General features: G+C 46.4%; 16 protein-coding genes. 14 read left to right on the top strand and 2 right to left on the bottom strand.

The annotated features are described in order from the left end of the window. The first annotated feature begins 16 nt into the window (after positions 1-16). The 12 genes from glpK (at position 17) to U719_RS03760 (ending at position 11,791) form a co-directional block, all read left to right on the top strand. Positions 17-1,507, top strand: a complete 1,491-nt coding sequence (gene glpK, locus U719_RS03710; RefSeq protein ID WP_023467372.1) for a glycerol kinase GlpK — start codon at positions 17-19, stop codon at positions 1,505-1,507. 133 nt (positions 1,508-1,640) lie between these two features. Continuing rightward, positions 1,641-3,296, top strand: coding sequence for a glycerol-3-phosphate dehydrogenase/oxidase (locus U719_RS03715; RefSeq protein ID WP_023467373.1), 1,656 nt, complete (start codon positions 1,641-1,643; stop codon positions 3,294-3,296). 145 nt (positions 3,297-3,441) lie between these two features. Then, entirely contained in the window at positions 3,442-4,122 is a 681-nt protein-coding gene (locus tag U719_RS03720) for a DsbA family oxidoreductase (protein ID WP_023467374.1), read from the top strand. Positions 4,123-4,161: 39 nt separating this feature from the next. Then, positions 4,162-5,151: a lipoate--protein ligase gene (locus tag U719_RS03725; RefSeq protein WP_023467375.1), complete on the top strand. Its 990-nt coding sequence runs from the start codon at positions 4,162-4,164 to the stop codon at positions 5,149-5,151. Between the two features lie 50 nt (positions 5,152-5,201). Beyond that, positions 5,202-6,089: an SDR family oxidoreductase gene (locus U719_RS03730; protein WP_023467377.1), complete on the top strand. Its 888-nt coding sequence runs from the start codon at positions 5,202-5,204 to the stop codon at positions 6,087-6,089. A 124-nt stretch (positions 6,090-6,213) separates the two neighbouring features. Next, on the top strand, positions 6,214-7,761 hold the full coding sequence (locus U719_RS03735; protein ID WP_023467378.1) for a fatty acid--CoA ligase family protein: 1,548 nt from the start codon (positions 6,214-6,216) through the stop codon (positions 7,759-7,761). Positions 7,762-7,827: 66 nt separating this feature from the next. Beyond that, positions 7,828-8,262 carry a methylglyoxal synthase gene (gene mgsA, locus U719_RS03740; protein ID WP_023467379.1) on the top strand — a complete coding sequence of 145 codons (435 nt, stop codon included), beginning with the start codon at positions 7,828-7,830 and terminating at the stop codon, positions 8,260-8,262. A 96-nt stretch (positions 8,263-8,358) separates the two neighbouring features. Continuing rightward, the gene (locus U719_RS16915; RefSeq protein WP_023467380.1) at positions 8,359-8,514 is read left to right on the top strand and encodes a hypothetical protein; all 156 of its coding nucleotides are present in this window, start codon (positions 8,359-8,361) and stop codon (positions 8,512-8,514) included. 134 nt (positions 8,515-8,648) lie between these two features. Continuing rightward, the gene (locus tag U719_RS03745) at positions 8,649-9,311 is read left to right on the top strand and encodes a response regulator transcription factor (protein ID WP_023467381.1); all 663 of its coding nucleotides are present in this window, start codon (positions 8,649-8,651) and stop codon (positions 9,309-9,311) included. Beyond that, positions 9,308-10,702, top strand: a complete 1,395-nt coding sequence (locus U719_RS03750) for a HAMP domain-containing sensor histidine kinase (protein WP_023467382.1) — start codon at positions 9,308-9,310, stop codon at positions 10,700-10,702. The genes U719_RS03745 and U719_RS03750 overlap by 4 nt, the downstream gene beginning before the upstream one ends. Positions 10,703-10,812: 110 nt before the next feature. Then, positions 10,813-11,286 (top strand): competence protein ComK, encoded by a 474-nt coding sequence (locus U719_RS03755; RefSeq protein ID WP_023467383.1) that lies wholly within the window; start codon positions 10,813-10,815, stop codon positions 11,284-11,286. A 97-nt stretch (positions 11,287-11,383) separates the two neighbouring features. Continuing rightward, positions 11,384-11,791 carry a hypothetical protein gene (locus U719_RS03760; RefSeq protein ID WP_023467385.1) on the top strand — a complete coding sequence of 136 codons (408 nt, stop codon included), beginning with the start codon at positions 11,384-11,386 and terminating at the stop codon, positions 11,789-11,791. A gap of 42 nt (positions 11,792-11,833) precedes the next feature. On the opposite strand, the gene U719_RS03765 is transcribed toward U719_RS03760, so the two are convergent. Further along, positions 11,834-12,175: a hypothetical protein gene (locus tag U719_RS03765; protein ID WP_023467386.1), complete on the bottom strand. Its 342-nt coding sequence runs from the start codon at positions 12,173-12,175 to the stop codon at positions 11,834-11,836. A gap of 60 nt (positions 12,176-12,235) precedes the next feature. Beyond that, positions 12,236-12,613 (bottom strand): globin, encoded by a 378-nt coding sequence (locus U719_RS03770; protein ID WP_023467387.1) that lies wholly within the window; start codon positions 12,611-12,613, stop codon positions 12,236-12,238. 137 nt (positions 12,614-12,750) lie between these two features. On the opposite strand from U719_RS03770, the gene addB reads away from it, so the two are divergent. Together addB and addA are read left to right on the top strand one after the other, a co-directional pair. Further along, positions 12,751-16,182, top strand: a complete 3,432-nt coding sequence (gene addB / locus U719_RS03775; RefSeq protein ID WP_023467388.1) for a helicase-exonuclease AddAB subunit AddB — start codon at positions 12,751-12,753, stop codon at positions 16,180-16,182. Beyond that, positions 16,179-19,730 carry a helicase-exonuclease AddAB subunit AddA gene (gene addA / locus U719_RS03780; RefSeq protein WP_023467389.1) on the top strand — a complete coding sequence of 1,184 codons (3,552 nt, stop codon included), beginning with the start codon at positions 16,179-16,181 and terminating at the stop codon, positions 19,728-19,730. The genes addB and addA overlap by 4 nt, the downstream gene beginning before the upstream one ends. Positions 19,731-19,868: the final 138 nt, after the last annotated feature.

Consider the following 19,868-nt stretch of genomic DNA (forward strand, 5'->3'; position numbering starts at 1 on the left):
AAAGGATGGGGAAGAGATGGAGAACTACATTTTGTCATTGGATCAGGGAACGACGAGTACACGTGCGATCCTGTTTAATCGTGCCGGCGAGATCGTCCATTCAGCACAACAGGAATTCACGCAGTATTTTCCGAAACCAGGTTGGGTCGAACACAACGCAAACGAGATTTGGGGAAGTGTCCTTGCTGTCGTGGCGACTTGTCTGACGGAGGCGAACGTAAAGCCGTCGCAGATTGCTGGTATTGGAATCACGAACCAACGTGAAACAGCTGTCGTCTGGGAAAAAGAAACAGGGAAACCGATTCACAATGCAGTCGTGTGGCAATCGAGACAAACGGCTGAAATCTGTGAAGCGCTTCGAGCAGCCGGTCATGCCGAGCTCTTCCGTGAGAAGACAGGTCTATTGATTGACGCTTATTTCTCTGGTACGAAAGTCAAATGGATTTTAGATCATGTCGAAGGAGCACGGGAACGTGCTGAACGTGGTGAACTGTTGTTCGGTACGATCGATACGTGGCTCATCTGGAAATTATCCGGCGGAAAAGCACATGTGACCGACTATTCGAATGCAAGTCGTACGTTGATGTATAACATTCATGAATTAAAATGGGATGACGAGTTACTCGACATCTTAGATGTCCCGAAAGCGATGCTTCCAGAAGTACGACCATCTTCTGAAGTGTACGCAGAGACAGCAGGGTATCACTTCTTCGGAGAATCAGTTCCGATTGCTGGAGCAGCGGGCGATCAGCAAGCCGCATTGTTTGGTCAAGCGTGTTTTGATACAGGAATGGCGAAGAACACATACGGTACAGGCTGCTTCATGTTGATGAACACAGGGGAAGAGGCTGTTAAATCAGATCACGGATTGCTGACGACGATCGCGTGGGGCGTCGATGGAAAAGTGGAGTATGCTTTAGAAGGAAGTATCTTCGTCGCAGGATCTGCGATTCAATGGTTACGTGACGGATTACGTCTCATTGATGATGCCAAAGAATCAGAAGGATACGCAACACGCGTCACGTCTTCAGACGGTGTCTACGTCGTACCAGCATTCGTTGGTCTTGGTACACCTTACTGGGATTCAGACGTTCGTGGTGCCGTCTTCGGTTTGACACGTGGTACGGAAAAAGAACACTTCATCCGCGCGACACTTGAATCACTCGCTTATCAGACACGCGACGTCCTATCTGCGATGGAGCAAGATTCAGGCATCGAGATGAAAACGCTCCGTGTTGATGGTGGAGCAGTTAAAAACGACTTCTTGATGCAGTTCCAAGGTGATATCATCCAAGCACCAGTTGAGCGTCCGGAAATCAATGAAACGACGGCATTAGGTGCAGCGTACCTCGCAGGTCTTGCTGTTGGATTCTTTGAGAACCGTGAACAAATTGCGACGCAATGGAAAAAAGAACGTCGCTTCGAGCCGAGCATGGCAAAAGAAGAGACGGATGCGCTCTACGGTGGATGGCAAAAAGCTGTTCAAGCTACGATGTTGTTCAAATGATGTGACGTATGTTATAGTAAGGTCAAGTTAATAAATCGGTCGGAGAATATGGAGAGACCACAGCAGCAGTTGACATAGTCAGCGTGTTTGTTGTGGTCTCTTTTTTTTCGAACCTAAACAGGAGGAACTATTCATGGCTAACCAACCATTCTCAAGCAAAAACCGTGCAGATGTCTATAATCGATTAACACGTGAAGAACTCGATCTACTCGTCGTAGGTGGCGGTATCACAGGTGCGGGGATTGCCCTCGATGCAGCGTCACGCGGTATGAAGATTGGCCTCGTCGAAATGCAGGATTTCGCGTCCGGTACGTCTAGTCGTTCAACGAAATTAGTCCATGGTGGTCTACGTTATTTAAAACAATTCGAAGTTCAAATGGTCGCGGAAGTCGGTAAAGAACGTGCGATCGTTTACGAAAACGGACCACACGTCACGACACCAGAGTGGATGTTGCTTCCGATGCACAAAGGCGGTACGTTCGGACCGTTCAGTACGTCAATCGGTCTTCGTGTTTATGACTTCTTAGCAGGTGTTAAACGTTCGGAATGGCGTACGATGTTATCTGCGAAAGAAACATTAGCGAAAGAACCACTCGTCAAACAACAAGGTCTCAAAGGTGGCGGTTATTACGTTGAGTACCGTACAGATGACGCCCGTCTAACAATCGAAGTTATGAAAGAAGCGGTTGAACACGGTGCACGCGTCGTCAACTATACAAAAGCGGAAGAAATCATCTACGATGCTGGAAAAGTCGTCGGCATGCGTGTGACAGACCTCTTGACAGGTGACGTACATGAAATCCGTGCGAAAAAAGTCGTCAACGCGACAGGTCCATGGGTTGATGAATTACGTGAAAAAGATGGCTCTAAAGTCGGGAAACAACTTCGTTTGACAAAAGGTGTCCACGTCGTCATCGATCAATCGAAATTCCCACTTAAACAAGCGGTCTATTTCGATACACCAGACGGTCGGATGATCTTCGCGATTCCACGTGATGGAAAAGCATACGTTGGTACGACAGATACGTTCTTCGATAAAGATACTGCACATCCGAAGTTCACAGTCGAAGACCAAGACTACGTCTTAGACGCGATTCACTATATGTTCCCAGAGGTTAAAGTGACAGCAGAAGACGTTGAATCAAGCTGGGCTGGTGTACGTCCATTGATTTATGAAGAAGGAAAAGACCCTTCTGAAATCTCTCGTAAAGATGAAGTATGGCAGTCTGAGTCAGGTCTCATCACGATTGCGGGTGGGAAATTGACTGGATACCGTAAAATGGGTGAGCACGTCGTTGATCTCGTCGCTAAACTTTTGAAAAAAGAAGAGAACGTCGCGTATGCACGTTGTTCGACGAAAAACATGCCAATGTCTGGTGGACACGTCGGCGGAGCAAAAGGATTTGCTGAATTCTTAAAAGCTCAAACAGCAACGAACGGTCTAACGACAGAAGAAGTTCAATTCCTAGCAAAACGCTACGGTTCGAACTTACCGAAAGTACTGGAATATGCAGCAGCATTCGATGCAGCAACGACAGCTCTTCCACGTTCTGTCTATGCACAACTCCACTACAGCATCGAACATGAAATGGTCGCTCGTCCAATCGACTTCTTCATCCGCCGTACAGGTGCTGTCTTCTTCGACATCGCTTGGGCTCGTGCGCACAAAGATGCCGTCATCGAAGAAATGAAATCTGTCTTGAACTGGACAGCAGAACAAACAGATGCTTATACGAAAGAACTCGATATCGAAATCGAAGATGCAGCACATGCACTCGTGACAGAATAAGCTCTCTAACTCATCAAGGAATCAAGATCAATATGATCTTGATTCCTTTTTTGCATATTCGTATTGGCGCGGGCGGAAAGATTGCAACTCTGTCTAGAGGCGACTATGCTTAATGTATGAAATTACACAAAAGGAGAGAACACAGATGAAAGTAGAAGTATGGTCGGATTACGCATGTCCGTTTTGTTATATTGGGAAGCGTCGCTTAGAACAAGCGATTGCGAACGAAAAGTTAGATGTCGAGGTCGAATTCAAGAGCTTTGAACTCGATCCAGATGCACCAGCAGTACCGACACAAGGCTTATACGAAATTCTTGCGTCAAAATATGGAACGACTCTCGAGCAAGCACGGAATATGTCGCAAGGTGTCGTTGATACGGCACGTCAGGAAGGTTTGCACTACGAGATGGATCGTGTCATCCCAGCCAATACATTCGAGGCTCATCGCTTGACTCAATTCGCTAAAAAACATGGTAAGATGAATGCAGTATCAGAAGCCTTGTTCACAGCGTATTTCATTAATGGAGAAGATTTGAATGACCCAGCCATTTTGACACGGATCGCAGTAGATGCTGGACTTACTGAAGCAGACGTCACAGCGTTTCTTGCGTCAGAAGAGCTGGCGACAGATGTTCGAGAAGAAGAAGCGATGGCACAACAACTCGGAGTTCGTGGTGTACCGTTCTTCGTCTTCGACCGGAAATATGCGATTTCAGGCGCACAACCAGTAGAAGCATTCGAACAAGTCTTCGCGAAGATCCGCCAAGAACAAACACTTGAAGTCATCGCTGAAGGTGATGCGTGTGGTGTTGACGGCTGTAACTGATCACATTATGATTCCATCACAAAGGAGCACGAAACCCTTATGAAATTCATCTTCCATCCTGAGATTCGCGATGCGCGAATCAATCTCGCTGTCGAAGAATTCATCTTGAACAACCTGAACGTCAATGAAGAAGACTATTTCTTGTTTTATATCAACGGTCCATCGATCATCGTCGGAAAAAACCAGAACACGAACGAAGAAGTCAATTTGAAGTATGTCGAGGAAAACGGCATCCACGTCGTCCGTCGTCTTTCAGGTGGTGGCGCGGTGTATCATGACGAAGGAAACTTGAACTTCAGTTTCTTGACAAAAGATGACGGTGATTCGTTCAACAACTATAAAAAGTTCACGGAGCCAGTCGTACAAGCGCTGCATAAACTCGGTGTCGAAGCGGAGCTATCCGGACGAAACGATATTCATGTCGGAAGTCGGAAAATCAGTGGGAATGCCCAGTTCACGACGAAAGGACGGATGTTTAGTCACGGTACATTGATGCTCGATTCGAACATCGAAGAAGTCGTCAATGCGCTTGTCGTCAGTGAAGAAAAGATGCGCTCTAAAGGCATTAAATCGGTCCGAAGTCGTGTCGCGAATATCTCGGAATTCCTGTCAGAACCGTTGACGATGGAACAATTCGTCGATCATCTCCTTGCTTCGATCTATGAAGGAAAAGAGATTGAACGGTATATCTTAACCGAAGAGGACTGGGATAAAGTACGTGCCATCTCAGCAGAACGTTATGGCAACTGGGAGTGGAATTTCGGAAAATCGCCGAAATTTGATGTCATTCATAAAAAACGCTTCCCGATCGGTACGATTGATTTCCGGCTGAACGTCAAAAAAGGCATCATTGAAGAAGCGAAGATTTATGGCGACTTCTTTGGTGTCGAGGATGCAGAAGAAATTGCGCGGGCGCTCGAAGGTTCACGCTATGATCGCGCGTCTCTTCGCGAAGTGCTCGGTCGGTACGAATTGAAAAAATACTTCGGCGCTGTCGAACTAGATGAAGTGCTAGACGTTTTAGCGTAAGTCTTTATGGGAAAACTCCTTCTATCAACTGCATAGGGGGAGTTTTTTTCATGGGCTATAATAAAGATAATTTTTTAGAAGGTTCGTTGACGGACTTTATTGATTTTGAACGGATTTCAGAAGGATTACCAAAAACGGAGGATGAACAGCCGTTACCATATTATGAGCGTGATGATTATAAGGCAGCAGGAAAATTAGAAGGAAAAGTCGCGATCGTCACGGGCGGCAACTCTGGAATCGGGCGTGCTGTCTCAATTGCTTATGTCCGTGAAGGAGCAAAAGTCGTCATCGCCTTCTACGGTGATCAAGAAGGAGCGGAAGAAACAAAAGCACGACTTGAGGAATTAGGCGGCGAAGTCCTACTTTCTAAAGGGGATATCGGAGATGCAGATTACTGTGAAACACTCGTCCAAAAAACAATCGATCGTTTCGGTCGCTTAGATATCATCGTCAACAATGCGAGTATGCAAAAACCAGAAGATAGTCTGAAGGACATCACAGACGAGTCGATGGAAAAGACGTTCAAGACGAATATCTTCGGAATGATGCGTCTTGCCCGTGCCGCGCTCCCGCACCTTTCACTCGGTTCTGCCATCATCAATACGACATCGTCGACGGCATACGAAGGAAACGCGCTTTTGATTGACTATTCTGCGACGAAGGGTGCAATCGTCAGCTTCACACGAAGTCTTTCGATGAACTTAGCGAAGGAAGGCATTCGTGTCAATGCTGTCGCACCGGGTCCGATCTGGACGCCGCTCATCACGGAAACGTTCCCGCATGAATCAGTCAAGACATTCGGGAAAAATACACCGATGGATCGCCCAGGGCAGCCGGCTGAGATGGCATCAGCATATGTTTTCCTCGCGTGTAACGATTCAAGTTATATGACAGGACAAGTCCTTCACTTAAACGGTGGCGTCATCGTCAACGGTTAAAAAGAAACTCTGTGAAAACGTTTCCAAAAAGTGTTACACTATCCATACGGTCGCTTTTGACTACGTATGGATTTTTTTTACGTAAAAAATGAATAGTCATTCATTCGAAAGGGGAATTTTGCTCATGCTTGGATTGATTCAATCCGTCGAAGAAACTGCTCGAACACATCCGGATTCAACGGCGTATGTGTTTGAGGACACGCAAGTCAGCTATCGTGAGTTTGTCGAGAAGTTTCACCGGGCAGCCGGTGCGCTTGAAGCGAACGGGATCCGAAAAGGCGATCATGTCGCGCTGATTTTAGGGAATAGCCCAGCATTCCTAGTGGCATATTACGCCATCATGAAACAAGGGGCAATCGCGATTCCGATCAACCCTACATACACACCGGATGAAATCGGGTATATCCTGATGAACGGTGATGTGAAGGGGATTTTAGGGATTGCACCGCTCGTCGAAGCTGCAAAAGATCGTCTCGTGCATTTACCGAATCTTAAGATTGTCGTCTCTGTTCCTTACGCGGATCAAGAAGGACCAAACGAAACACATCAACAAGTGACGTTCATCACGCTCGATCGCTGGCTCGAAATCGAACATCCCTTGACCGAAGTGACGAATGAACTGGACGACATCGCTGTCATTCTCTATACGAGTGGAACGACAGGAAAACCAAAAGGTGCGATGTTATCCCACCGTAATCTGACGTCGAATGCGCGCTCGATTGGGGATTATCTACATGTATCCAGTAACGACCGGACACTTGCCGTATTACCGATGTTCCATGTCTTTTGTTTGACGGTCGTCGTCAATGCGTCACTCGCACATGGAGCGTCAATCATCATTGCTTCACGTTTTTCACCACAAGAGACGTTTGAGTTAGCGAAAAAAGAACAGGTGACGATTTTTGCGGGTGTACCGACGATGTATAATTTCTTACTGCAAACCGTGAAGGCTCATCCGGAATATGCGACCTATTTTGAATCAACACGCTTGTTCGTCTCAGGGGGAGCGAGTCTTCCAGTGCCGCTTCTTGAAGCATTTGATCGAACATTCCAATGTCATATCCTCGAAGGATATGGTTTATCGGAAGCATCACCCGTCACTTGTTTCAATCCGGTCAATGGTGTTCAAAAACCAGGCTCGATTGGAACATCGATCGTCGATGTCGAAAACAAAGTCGTCGATGAACTCGGACAAGAATTACCAGATGGTCAAGTCGGAGAATTGATCGTTCGGGGACCAAACGTCATGACCGGTTATTACAAGATGCCGGAAGAGTCGCAAGCGACGTTACGCGATGGCTGGTTATATACGGGTGATTTGGCTCGTCGAGATGAAGACGGGTATTTCTATATCGTCGATCGCAAAAAAGATATGATCATCGTCGGTGGGTACAACGTCTACCCGCGTGAAGTCGAAGAAGTCCTCTATCAGCATCCGAACGTCATCGAAGCCGCCGTCATCGGTATACCGGATGAGGAGATGGGCGAAGCCGTCAAAGCATTCGTTGTTGCTCGTGAGACGATGACGGAAGAGGAAACGCAGGCATTCTGTGCTACATCACTCGCGAAATATAAATGTCCGACACAGATTGAGTTCATCGATCAATTACCTCGTAATACGACCGGAAAGATTTTACGGACCGTGTTGAAGAAACAACCGACGAATTCATGACTGTCTCAAGAACTTCAGGTTTCTGAAGTTCTTTTTCTGTGCATAGACAAGAAGGAGGGGATACGAATGAATATCGCATTGATTGCACATGATGAGAAAAAGGATGAGATGATGGGCTTTACACGGGCTTACGCCGCATTCTTTAAGAAAAATACATTATACGCGACAGGAACGACCGGGCAACGGATCATGGAAGCAACCGATCTGCACGTCCATCGCTGTAAGTCAGGTCCACTCGGCGGGGATCAGGAAATCGGAGCGCTGGTAGCACAAGGAAAAATCGATATCGTGATTTTTTTACGCGATCCACTGACGGCCCAACCGCATGAGCCGGACGTCTCGGCACTCATTCGATTATGTGACGTATACGATTTGCCGCTTGCGACGAATGTCGGAACTGCTGAAATTTTAATTAATGGACTCGAACAAGGACAATTTGATTGGAAGGAAATCATTCGAAAACGCCATGAACTGGAACAACAAAAGTTTTTAGACGATTAATTTCATGAGAACGCTTCTCATTTTCGTTTGAGCATGATATAGTCAGTTTGAGGATGATACTGATTATCAATTGCGATGGAAAAGGTGGCGAAGAAAATGGAGATTCTATTAATGACGGGTGTAACGGTATTGCTAGGAGGCGGCGTTGGATTTTTGACGCACGTCGTAAAAATGGAACGTCGTCAACAGGCAACACCTGTGACTTCAAAGAACGAGCAAGTAGCGTATCCAGCGCTCCGTCTCGTCAAATAATAGAAAACTTATGACTTCGCCTTTCTTTTCTTTTGAAAAGAAAGGTTTTTTTGAATTATTATCCACTCTCCCATAATTTTGCGGAATTCCTTTGATACACTGAAACAAAGCACATTAGTCGAGGAGTGAGAGCCATGCATACAATCTATTTAGTTGATGATGAAGTGAACTTGAACCGTGTACTCGTGAAATATTTGGAGCAAGAAGGATGGCAAGTGAAATCATTTACGTCTGGTGAGGCAGCGGCCTCTGCCATCGTTGAAAAGCCTGACTTATGGATTTTAGACATCATGCTACCGGATATGGATGGTTTTCAATTGATTAAACGGATCAAGGCACATGATGAGACGACACCTGTCATCTTCATCTCGGCTCGGGATGAGGACATCGATAAAATCATTGGTCTTGAGATGGGATCAGACGATTACATCGCAAAACCATTCCTTCCGCGAGAACTCGTCATCCGCGTCAAAAAGATTTTGGCACGAACGTATGCGACACCAAAGAGTGGTGTCATCCAATACGGCGATTATATGATTTATCCAGAGAAACGAATCATCGAAGAGAATGGTCAAGAAATCGATTTGACGTCGAAAGAGTACGATTTGTTGATTTTATTCGCTACACAAATTGGGACGCCGATGTCACGCGAGCAGATTCTTGTCAGCGTCTGGGGTGACGATTATTTCGGTTCAGACCGAGTCGTCGATGATCTCGTTCGTCGCGTCCGTAAAAAATTATCGAAGCTTGAGCTCGAAACGATTTACGGCATCGGTTATCGCTTGGTGTCTGCATGAAAAACCGCAGTCTCGGATTCCAGATTTGGGCGATGTTTCTGCTCGTCATCGTCACGCTTTCTGCGGTCATTCTCCTGGTCATCCGTTCATCGATTGGAAATTTCATCGATGAACAGGTCTATGCGACACTTGAGAATAGTGAAGTCTTCTTCTCGAAAGATGCTTCTGTCATCGAGATGTTACAGGATAATCCGATCGAATTCGACCGCCGAAAACAGGAGTCTCGTTCTGTTAACATCTTACTCCTTTCTAAAAACGGCAAACTCTACTACGGTGGAGCGCCACAACAACTGATCAATCAGATGTACCGTGATGCAATTGATCAAAAGACCGTTACAGCAAAGTATACAACTCGTCTTGATAAAGAAGACGTCTATTACAGTATTCGAAAAATCGAGGTTAGCGGCGAAACCTATTATCGTGTCTCTTATGTTTGGGATGCGTATCGGCAAGAACTGATTACACAGTTGTTCTCGAAAATCGGATTCGTCGTCATCATTGGGAGTATCTTTACGTTATTCATTGCCTTTTGGTTAGCGCGACGTTTGACACATCCACTCGTTGAGATCGAGGGAGCGGTTGGGAAAATTGCGGCTCAAAAGTGGGATACACCACTTCCGCTTGACCGTGGGGATGAGATTGGACGACTCGCACGATCGGTCGATGCGATGCGAATGGATCTTGAAAAACAAGATAAGGCACAAAAATCATTACTTCAAAACATCTCCCATGATTTGAAGACGCCGATCATGGTCATCCGAAGTTATGCCCAGTCTATCTCAGACGGGATTTATCCTGATGGTGATTTGACCGGATCCGTATCCGTCATTGATGAAGAAGCGGAACGATTAGAGAAAAAAGTCGCGGCTTTACTCTACGTCACGAAGCTCGACTATTTCGAGCTCGATCGTTCGACGTGGGACAATGTTGACATCGACCGGATGGTGCATCTGTTGAAAAATCGCTTTTCCGGGACGAAGTCACTCGAGTGGCATGTCAGTGGGGAAGCAGGAATCGTTCTTGGTGAAGGAGAGCAGTTGCGTGTTGCGCTCGAAAATGTCATGGACAATGCGATTCGTTATGCCGAAACACGAATCGATATCCGATTGTCCGGAACATCGGATCATGTTCATATTGAAATCGAAAATGATGGACCACCGCTTGACGCCTCCTCGCCACTGTTCCATCAATTCTCACGTGGTAAGGAAGGGAAGTTCGGTTTAGGTCTTTATATTGTCAAACGGATCGTCGAGCGTCATGACGGGACGGTCGCAATCGAGAATCGCTCTGCGGGAAATGGAGTCGGAAAAGTTTGTGTGATTTTTAATTTTCCAAGGCACTTCATCGAACAAATGGAGAATCAAAATGAAAGTAAGACAGAGAAATATTAAAAACGGGATCTTTGGATCTCGTTTTTTTCATTAGGAAATAACTAGCAGGACTAAACAACATAACTGATTATTTGATATAACCAATGTAGTCCAGGAAGGGAGCGAAGAATATGTCATACACAGTTACGGAAGAAACGTTAGCCTTGATCCCGCAATATGGTCAGTACGGAGAGCCGCAGACACTCGTTATCAAGGAACATTCTGAGAGCATTTTAGATGGTCATCCGATTAAATTAATTGAAGAATCCTGTTTGTATTTTGGTTCGTCGATGCGTGGAAGAATTGAAGCAGCGCGGCATATTCTTGGTCCGAACCGAAAGACACCTGTTTTAGTGGATTGGCAAGCACAGACGATTTTCTTTCCAACGACCGCAAAAGAAAAGGCAGAATGTATTTGGATTAATTTTAAACAGATGAAGACTGTTCAGAAAAAATCGGGAAAAGTACAAGTCGAATTTCAGACCGGGCAATGTATCGATACGGATGCCTCGGCATACAGCATCGAGCGACAACGGATTAAAACGCTGGAACTGGCGTATGAAATGCAACGTCGTTTTCAATTGCCGGAGTTTAAGAATCGGTGAAAAGTGGAAACACATAACAGGAATCTTACTTACGTAAGGAGAAACAGTAGAGAGAGAAATCATAGGGAGGTGAAGCGGTAACTTTTACCGCGACACGATGAATGAATCATACGAATGGTTAAATCGCCGAAAACTACAGCCTGGATTTGGTGCGACTGGAGGCAGACGCTTTATCAGTTCCCGCATCGTACGTCCGGAAAATACACCGGGTAAACGAATCAAAGGAATTAAACGGGCACGACAATTGGTCGTCGATGATGCTGGAAATCGCCGTTGGGTCACGAAACGCATCGTTGTGACGGATGCTGCGAAACACGTCACGATGAACCGTCGGACATCTATCGCCTTGAAGGAGACGAATGAGTCGCGCCTAGAGCAAGTCAAACAAAAACTAGCATCTAACAAAAAGGTCTTATTACCGATCTTAGCGGCAACAGGGATCGCTGTCGCAGGTGGGGTCCTTGCTTACGTCCTTCGTCGGAAGAAAAAACAATCTGATCAATAAAAATAAGCCGTTCTCCAATCGGAGGACGGCTTATTTCATGCATTACAAGAATCGTTTTCGTAAAGATGTCGAGAGTGCTTTTTCTGCGATTTCTTCTAGTTCCGTCAAGTTTGTCGGATCAAAGCTATCATTGTAGAAACGACCTACGAAGTCGACACGGTCGTAATCGAGTTCCTTGAAAATCAAGTGTTTATGGTCGTCATAAAAAACGACACGATAGTAATCAGATCCGCGTTCAAGGGTTACGAGACCTTTGATGTGATCCAATTTTTTTTGTTCTTCGGTTTGCTCTTCCTCGAGCGTGTCATCCTCGTTCGTCGATGCTTCGGCTTGCTCGATCGCATTCTTTACGAGTTCCGGTCGTTGTTCTTGTTCTTCCGTCATGTTTTATCGCCTCCATTTATTATTTTACATGGAAATGGACAGATGAGAAAGAAAAATCCCTCAGTCCATCTGGTGTGCTTCACAAACGCGTAGTACATTCATCGCGCCAATTCGTAATCGATCGAGTAGTTGAAGTCGTGCTTCTTCATTTGGAATTGTATCAAGAGCAACTACTTCCATCAGTTCCAACCAACGGATGGCATGTTCTTTTTGAATCGGTAATAACCGGTGAATCATCGCTAAACTCGCCGGCGGTTGATCCGGGTCGCGCGGTCCCCCTGTCAATTGGGTCAAGAAGACGAGTTGTGCCTGTTCGACACGTTGTCGATCGTCAGGGAACAACGGTCGCAACAGTGAATCATGGTAGACTTGATGATAGAACGAGCGAACCAAGGATGTGAGTATATGCTCGCCTCCGATGGTTTCGTAAAGTGACAAGAAGCATCACCTGCCTTACATAGGATGTGTCCTGATTATAGCAAATTTATACGTAGAAGACATGCACCAAAAACAGTACATTTGTTCTTGTTTGTGAGATACTAAGAGTAAAGAAAAACGAGGAGGAGGTTTTCTTGATGAACCATATGCATATTGGTCGTGCCGGTAGTGGGAAAACGACACAATTGATCGAGCGCGTCGTACAAGAACTCGAGCAACGACCATTAGGGGAGAAGATGTATTTCATCGTTCCAGATCAGATGTCATTTGAAATGGAGCGGCGGATTGCGACAGATGAACGGATAGCAGGTCTTGTTCGTCTTGAGGTCATGAGTCTACGGCGCTTTGCGTTTCATATTTTACGCGATTACGGGAATCAAGCGATTCCATTTCTTGATGAGACGGGGACACAGCTATTACTGCGACAGGTCGTTGAGGAATCAGAAGACGAACTGAAGATTTTTAAACGAACTAAAAACATGCCAGGATTTTTCCAAGGACTTGATGAGCTCATTACGTCGTTTAAACGTTCGTTGATTGAGCCAGACATGTTGCGTCAAGTGAGTGATCGCTCTCTCGAACGGTCACCGAAATTAAACGACCTTGCGTTGATTTATGAGCGCTTTACGGAACGAATTGTCGATAAAGCACTCCATGCAGACGATTACTATACGACGTTACTCGAATTACTTCCCAAAGCGCGACTGGATCAAGCGACGATCATCGTCGACGGATTTTATGAATTTTCGCTCCAGGAACAACAAGTTTTACTCGCCTTGATGCAACAAGTGGCTGAAATGCATATTAGTTTTACAATGGACGCAACGGATCCTTATGCGAAACAAACTTCTTTTGGTGTGTCCCAGCGATGCTACATGCAGTTGATCGGTCAAATGCAGGAGCTGTCGATTCCATACGAAGAAATCTTGTATGATCAACCAATCAAGTTTCAATCAGAAGGGCTACGACATTTGGAGCAGGCCTTGTTGAAGCCGGGATATCCTCCTGTCGATCATGACATTGACGGCTTTCAGATGACAGCTGCAGTTAACCGTCAAGTTGAAGCGGAATCAGCCGTGCGGAAAGCGATTCAACTCGTTCGACAAAAAGGGTATCGCTTTCGTGAGATGGCATTCGTCGTGCGACATCTTGAGCCGTATGCGGATCACTTGGAACGAGCATTCCACATGTATGATGTTCCATATTTCTTGGATCAACGTGAGTCGATGGTTCATCATCCGCTTGTTGACTTGATTCAATCCGCTTTAGACATCGTGACATCGGGTTATCGGGAAGAAACAGTCTTTCGTTTACTGAAGACGGAGCTCTTGCCGATTCCCGCAGAAGATGCGCGTCTAGCGCTCGATCGTTTCGAGACGTTCGTGCTCGAACGCGGCATCAAAGGATCGATGTGGCAACAACCGTGGCAATTAAAGCGACGCTTAGCAGAGGAAGTTCGCTTAACGGAAGAGGAGCTTGCGCAAGAAGAAGAACTGAACCATTTACGAACATTCGTCGTCGACTTGATTGAACCGTTGCACCGTAGGTTAAAGCAGGCGAAGACGATGAGCGCGTATACGAAAGGTCTTTATCAATTCCTCGAAGAACAGAAAATTGCAGAACGTTTAATGGAATGGCGTAAGCAGGCACTAGAGCAGGATCAATTACTTGTTGCGCGCGAGCATGATCAAGTATACGAAGCGATACTTCATCTATTCGAGCAGCTAGAAGCTGCTGCACCTGAGCACACTTTATCGACGGAGCTGTTCGTTCAGATGGTCGAGACAGGACTTGAGAGCCTTCGTTTTGCACTTGTTCCGCCATCGCTCGATCAAGTGATCGCGACGGACTATGTCCGTGGACGATTACAACGAGTAAAAGTCGTCTTTTTACTGGGAGCGAATGATGGTCTGATTCCGTTCGTTCAAGATCAATCAAAGTTACTGTCCGAAAATGATCATGACTTTTTACATGAACATGGTATTCCGGTTGGGAAAGCGTCTCTTGATGTGTTTGATGATGAGCTGTTTTACCTGTATCAAGGGATGATGGCTCCAAGTGAAGCCTTGTATGTCAGTTACGCACTTGTCGATGAAGAAGGAAAGGCGCTTCAGCCGGCAGCGATCACAAAACAATTAAAGCGACAACTGTTGCTCGATCGTCCGATCAAAACACACTTTGCAGAAGCTGGGGAACACGCACCGCAAGAACAACTTGATTTCGTAACGAGTCCAGATCGCGCGGCAGCAGCGACGGCGATCGAGCTGCGCCGTTTGCAACGACGTTATCCGATTCAGCCGATTTGGTTCGAAGTGTACAATACGCTTCTCGAAAACGGACAGGGGCGTGAACGGATGGGGTTATTCTCGAGTGCCTTGTTCTATCAAAATCAAGCGGAAGCCTTGCCGGAAGGGTTGGCGCATCGTCTATATGGTGATTCACTGCAAGCGAGCGTTTCGCGTTTTGAGACCTATAACGCCTGCTCGTATAAGCATTTTGCCCGATACGGTCTTCGTTTACGCGAGCGGAAGCTGTATAAATTTGAAGCACCAGACATCGGGAATCTGTTCCACGGTGCATTGAATGATCTGTCGCTCAGTATTAAAGCTTCTGGACGACACTGGCGAGAAATCGACGGCGAGACGTGCGGAACACTTGCGAAGGAAGCTGTCGAAAAGGTGACGCCGGAAATTCAGAATGCGATCTTGATGAGTTCGAGTCGATTCGGGTATATCAAGAAAAAATTGACGGATGTCGTGGAGCAAACAGCTAAAATGCTTGTGGAACAAGCAAAACGAACAGATTTTGAACCTGACTTATTTGAAATCAGTTTTGGGAATGCGACGTTCCCACCATTACGCTTTACGTTACCGGATGAAACAGAAATTGAATTCACGGGTCGCATCGACCGGATTGATCAGGCGACGATCGGTGATCAGCTATACGTTCGAATCATTGATTACAAATCGAGTGCTCGAGGACTGGATTTTGCGGAAATCTATTATGGGCTTGCGATTCAGATGTTGTTGTATTTGAAGACGGTCGTGGAACAGTCGGAGTTGCTCTATCAACAGCAGGCGAAACCAGCTGGTGCGTTATATTTCCACGTCAAAAACCCGATGCTACGAGGCGATTTATCGGCTGACGAAGAAGAGCGCAACCAACTGTTACTCGAGTCCTATCAAATGCAAGGCGTCATTCTCGAGAATGACGAGGTACTACGAGCGATGGATCATATTGCGTACGATGAACGAAAAAAATCACCGCTCGTCAAAGTGACATTCACAAAAAACGGACTGCATAAGACGCAGACGAAAGGTGTCGTACAAGAGGAAGATTTATCAGCGCTGATGGATCATGCATGGGAGGCATTAAAAGACAGCAGTCAAGACATCTATGATGGGGATATCGCCATCAATCCGTTTGATTATCAAGAGCGGACACCGTGTAGTTTTTGTGAGTATCGTTCAGTCTGTCAGTTCGATGAATCGCTTGGGAATCAGTATCGCCCATTAAAACCGATGTCTGAAAAAGAGGTACTGGAACGGTTGAAGGAGGAAGAAGAATGAGCGTGCGTTGGACGGAAGAACAACAACAAGCCATTTCAGCTAGAGGTGGACATATCCTCGTCTCAGCGGCAGCGGGATCAGGGAAGACAGCGGTCCTCGTTGAACGGCTGACGCAACGATTGATTGATCCCGAAGATGAGCTGTCGGCTGATCGGATTCTCGTCGCTACCTTTACGAATGCGGCAGCACGTGAGATGAAGACGCGAGTCATCGAGGTCATGGACCAGCGCATCAAAGAGGCACCTGATGATTTGTATTTGAAAAAACAGCGTCAATTGATGAACCGGGCACAAATTACAACGATTCATTCGTTCTGTTTGTCGATTCTGCGCGAGAATTATTACCGGATTGGTTTAGATCCTGCGTTTCGAATTGCCGATGAATCCGAATTACTGTTGTTACAAGACGATGTCTTAGAAGCAGTCTTTGAGTCCTTTTATGCCTCCGAGGACCCAGGATTCTATGATTTGATTGATAGTTATACGTCAGATCGGGATGATCAAGCCATGTTGACGCTGATTTCGAATCTCTATCGATTTTCCCGTTCCTTACCGGATCCGGAAGCCTTTTATGCACATTTAGTCAGTCAGTACGATCAGCCGATTGACCCGGATGATTCTCCACTTATGCAACGACTAGTCGAATTAGAGTGGGAAAGTCTCTCGAATTTATTGGGACGTTACCGAGAACTTGCTTTTGAGCTGGAGCAGTCTGGTTATGCGGAAATGGGAAACATGATGCGACAGGATATCTCTCCCTTTACCTTGCTCGAAACGTCAGAACGACACTGGTCGATGGTTGCGCTTGCTTTTCAAGCAGTAGAGTTCGGTCGCTGGAAGAGTCCACGCGGGGATGAAGGAATCAAACCGTTTCAAGCAGAGCGGACGCGACTCGTAGCGGAGTTCAAGAAAATGAAAGAGCTGTTCGTCCAAAAGACTGGTGTTGATTACTTGGAGGACTTGCGGTCGCAGCTTCGACACGTGGAGACGATCGTGACACTCGTACGTCAATTTGCAAGCGATTATCTCGAAGCGAAACAACAACGTGGTATCGTCGATTTTTCGGATCTTGAACATTTTGCATTAGAGATTTTGACGGACGAAGGACAACCGTCAGACGTGGCAAAACTTCTGAAGGAACGCTTCGTTGAAGTACTGGTCGACGAATATCAAGATACGAACGAGGTTCAGGAACGCATCATCCAATTGGTCTCGAAAACGGATGAGGCGACAGGAAATCTATTCATGGTCGGTGATGTCAAACAATCCATCTATAAATTTCGTCATGCAGAGCCAGGATTGTTCCTTGAGAAATTCAAACGATTCCAACAGACCGACGTTGGAACACGGATCGATTTAACAAAAAACTTCCGCAGTCGTCTTGAGGTGCTGGATGGAACGAATCAAATCTTCCGCCAAGTGATGGATGAGACGGTCGGGGAGATTGATTACGATGAAGCCGCGCACCTTCGACTTGGGAATCTGAGTTATCTCGAATCGGAGCAAGTGGCACCTGAATTACTTTTGATTGATCCACTTGATAGTGAAAAGGAAGAGGTTGAAGCACGAGCGATTGCAACGCGAATTTTAGAACTCGTTGATTCGAAGCATCCACATCTAATCTATGATGCGAAAGCCAACCGATTCCGGACCTGTGAATACCGCGACATCGTCGTCTTAGCACGGTCGCGTGGTAAGCGTGTCCAAGCGCTTGTCGAAGTGCTCGAACAGTATGAGATTCCGGTCTATGCGGATACGACAGGTGGATACTTCCAAGCGACGGAAATTCAAATCATGATGGCATTGCTCAAGACGATCGATAATCCGCTTCAAGACATCCCATTCGCGAGTTTGTTACGATCGCCGATTTTTGGGGTGGCGGATCGAGATTTAGGACGGATTCGAGCAAAACAAAAAGAAGGAAGCTTTTATGAGGCAGCGCTAGCAATGGCGGCAGAGGAATCATCACTCGGAATTCGAATGGATGAAATCATCCGTCAGATTCAATCATGGCGAACTGAAGAGCGTGGGAGTGCCCTACCTGCCTTCATTCGATCGCTCTTTGATCAGACCGGCTATTTTGAGTACGTCGGCTGTCTCGCCGGAGGAAAAAGTCGTCAAGCCAACTTGAACGCCTTATATGAGCGAGCGAAGCAATATGAGACGTCCGGTTATCGTGGTCTCTATCGTTTCCTTCGTCTGATCAATCGATTAATTGAACGAGGAGAAGACTTCGCAGAAGCCCGTTCGCTTGGAGAAGACGAGGACGTCGTTCGCATCATGACAATCCACCAATCAAAAGGACTCGAGTTCCCCGTGACGATCGTCAGCCAATTGACGAAGCAATTCAACAAACAGGATCAAATGCAGGCGATTCAGTTGCATAAGACGTATGGTATTGCCCTGGATGCGATTGATCCGATTCGTCGTTTGCGATCTGGGACACTCTTAAAAGAAGTCATCCGCCGGGAAATGGATCGAGAGATGAAGGCAGAAGAGATGCGCGTCTTGTATGTTGCGATGACTCGAGCGAAGGAAAAGTTGATTCTCGTCGGGACAGTCAAGGATTTAGAGGATCAAATGGCGACCTGGCAGATGACGCCACCAGATGAAGTCTTACTTCCTGAAAATGACCGGCGCCAAGCGAAGAGTTATGCGGAATGGGTCGTTCCGGCAGTCTTACGCAGCAGTTTACTACGTCCGGATGAGACGGATTGGTCGATTCGCGTGATGTCTTTAGAGGAGTTAGCACCGTATCAAGAAATCTCAACACTCGTGGAGCAACTCGAACATGTTCAGAAGCTTGAAAAAATCGATGTGCCGGTTAATTCGCAAGTCAAAGAAATCGTCGAAGCGGCATTTTCGTATCAGTATCCGCATGCGCTTGCGACAGAGACGGCAGCAAAACAGACCGTCACGGAACTGAAGCGGGCGGAGCAACTGGAACGTGCAGCATTCGAAACGACATATCGCCAGACGACGTATTACCGTGCGCCACAATTCCTCGGACCTGTTTTAAGTGGAGCGGAACGAGGGACGGTCTTACACTTAGCGATGCAATTGTATGAACCGGACGAACCGATTTCGCAACAAATCAATCAGTGGGAAGCAACGGAACGCATTACGCCGATTGAAGCAACGACGATGCGGGAAGCAACAGCACAGTTACAAGGGTTCCTCGACTCTGAAATCGGACAATTGTTTAGCGAACGATTACGGACGAACCACGTCTATCGGGAATTGCCGTTCACATATAAGATCGGGGCATCGCGTTTCCGGAAAGACTGGATAGGTCCAGTGGATGACGCAGTCATGCAAGGAATCGTCGACTGTTTGATTCAGGATGGGGAGTCATATATCTTGCTCGATTATAAATCGGATCAAATCGTCACGACAGAAGTCGGACAGACACCTGCTGATGTGTTACGGGATCGATACGCAACTCAGTTGAATCTGTATCAAGAAGCGTTAGAAGCGATTCTTCATATTCGAATTTCACGCAAGGTCATCTATGCGTTTGCTTTAGAAGAAACGATTGATTTAATTTAAATTACTGAGACCTTCCTCATCCCCCTACTTTAGGTAGAGATGAGGGAGGTTTTAGTATGGGTCGAAAGAGGGATGAAGAAGAAGGAGGTAAAATCAGTTTCTGAAGTGATTTCCGTTTCTTATTGTGAAGGAACTGTG

Source organism: Exiguobacterium sp. MH3 (assembly GCF_000496635.1).
GTDB lineage: Bacteria > Bacillota > Bacilli > Exiguobacteriales > Exiguobacteriaceae > Exiguobacterium_A > Exiguobacterium_A indicum.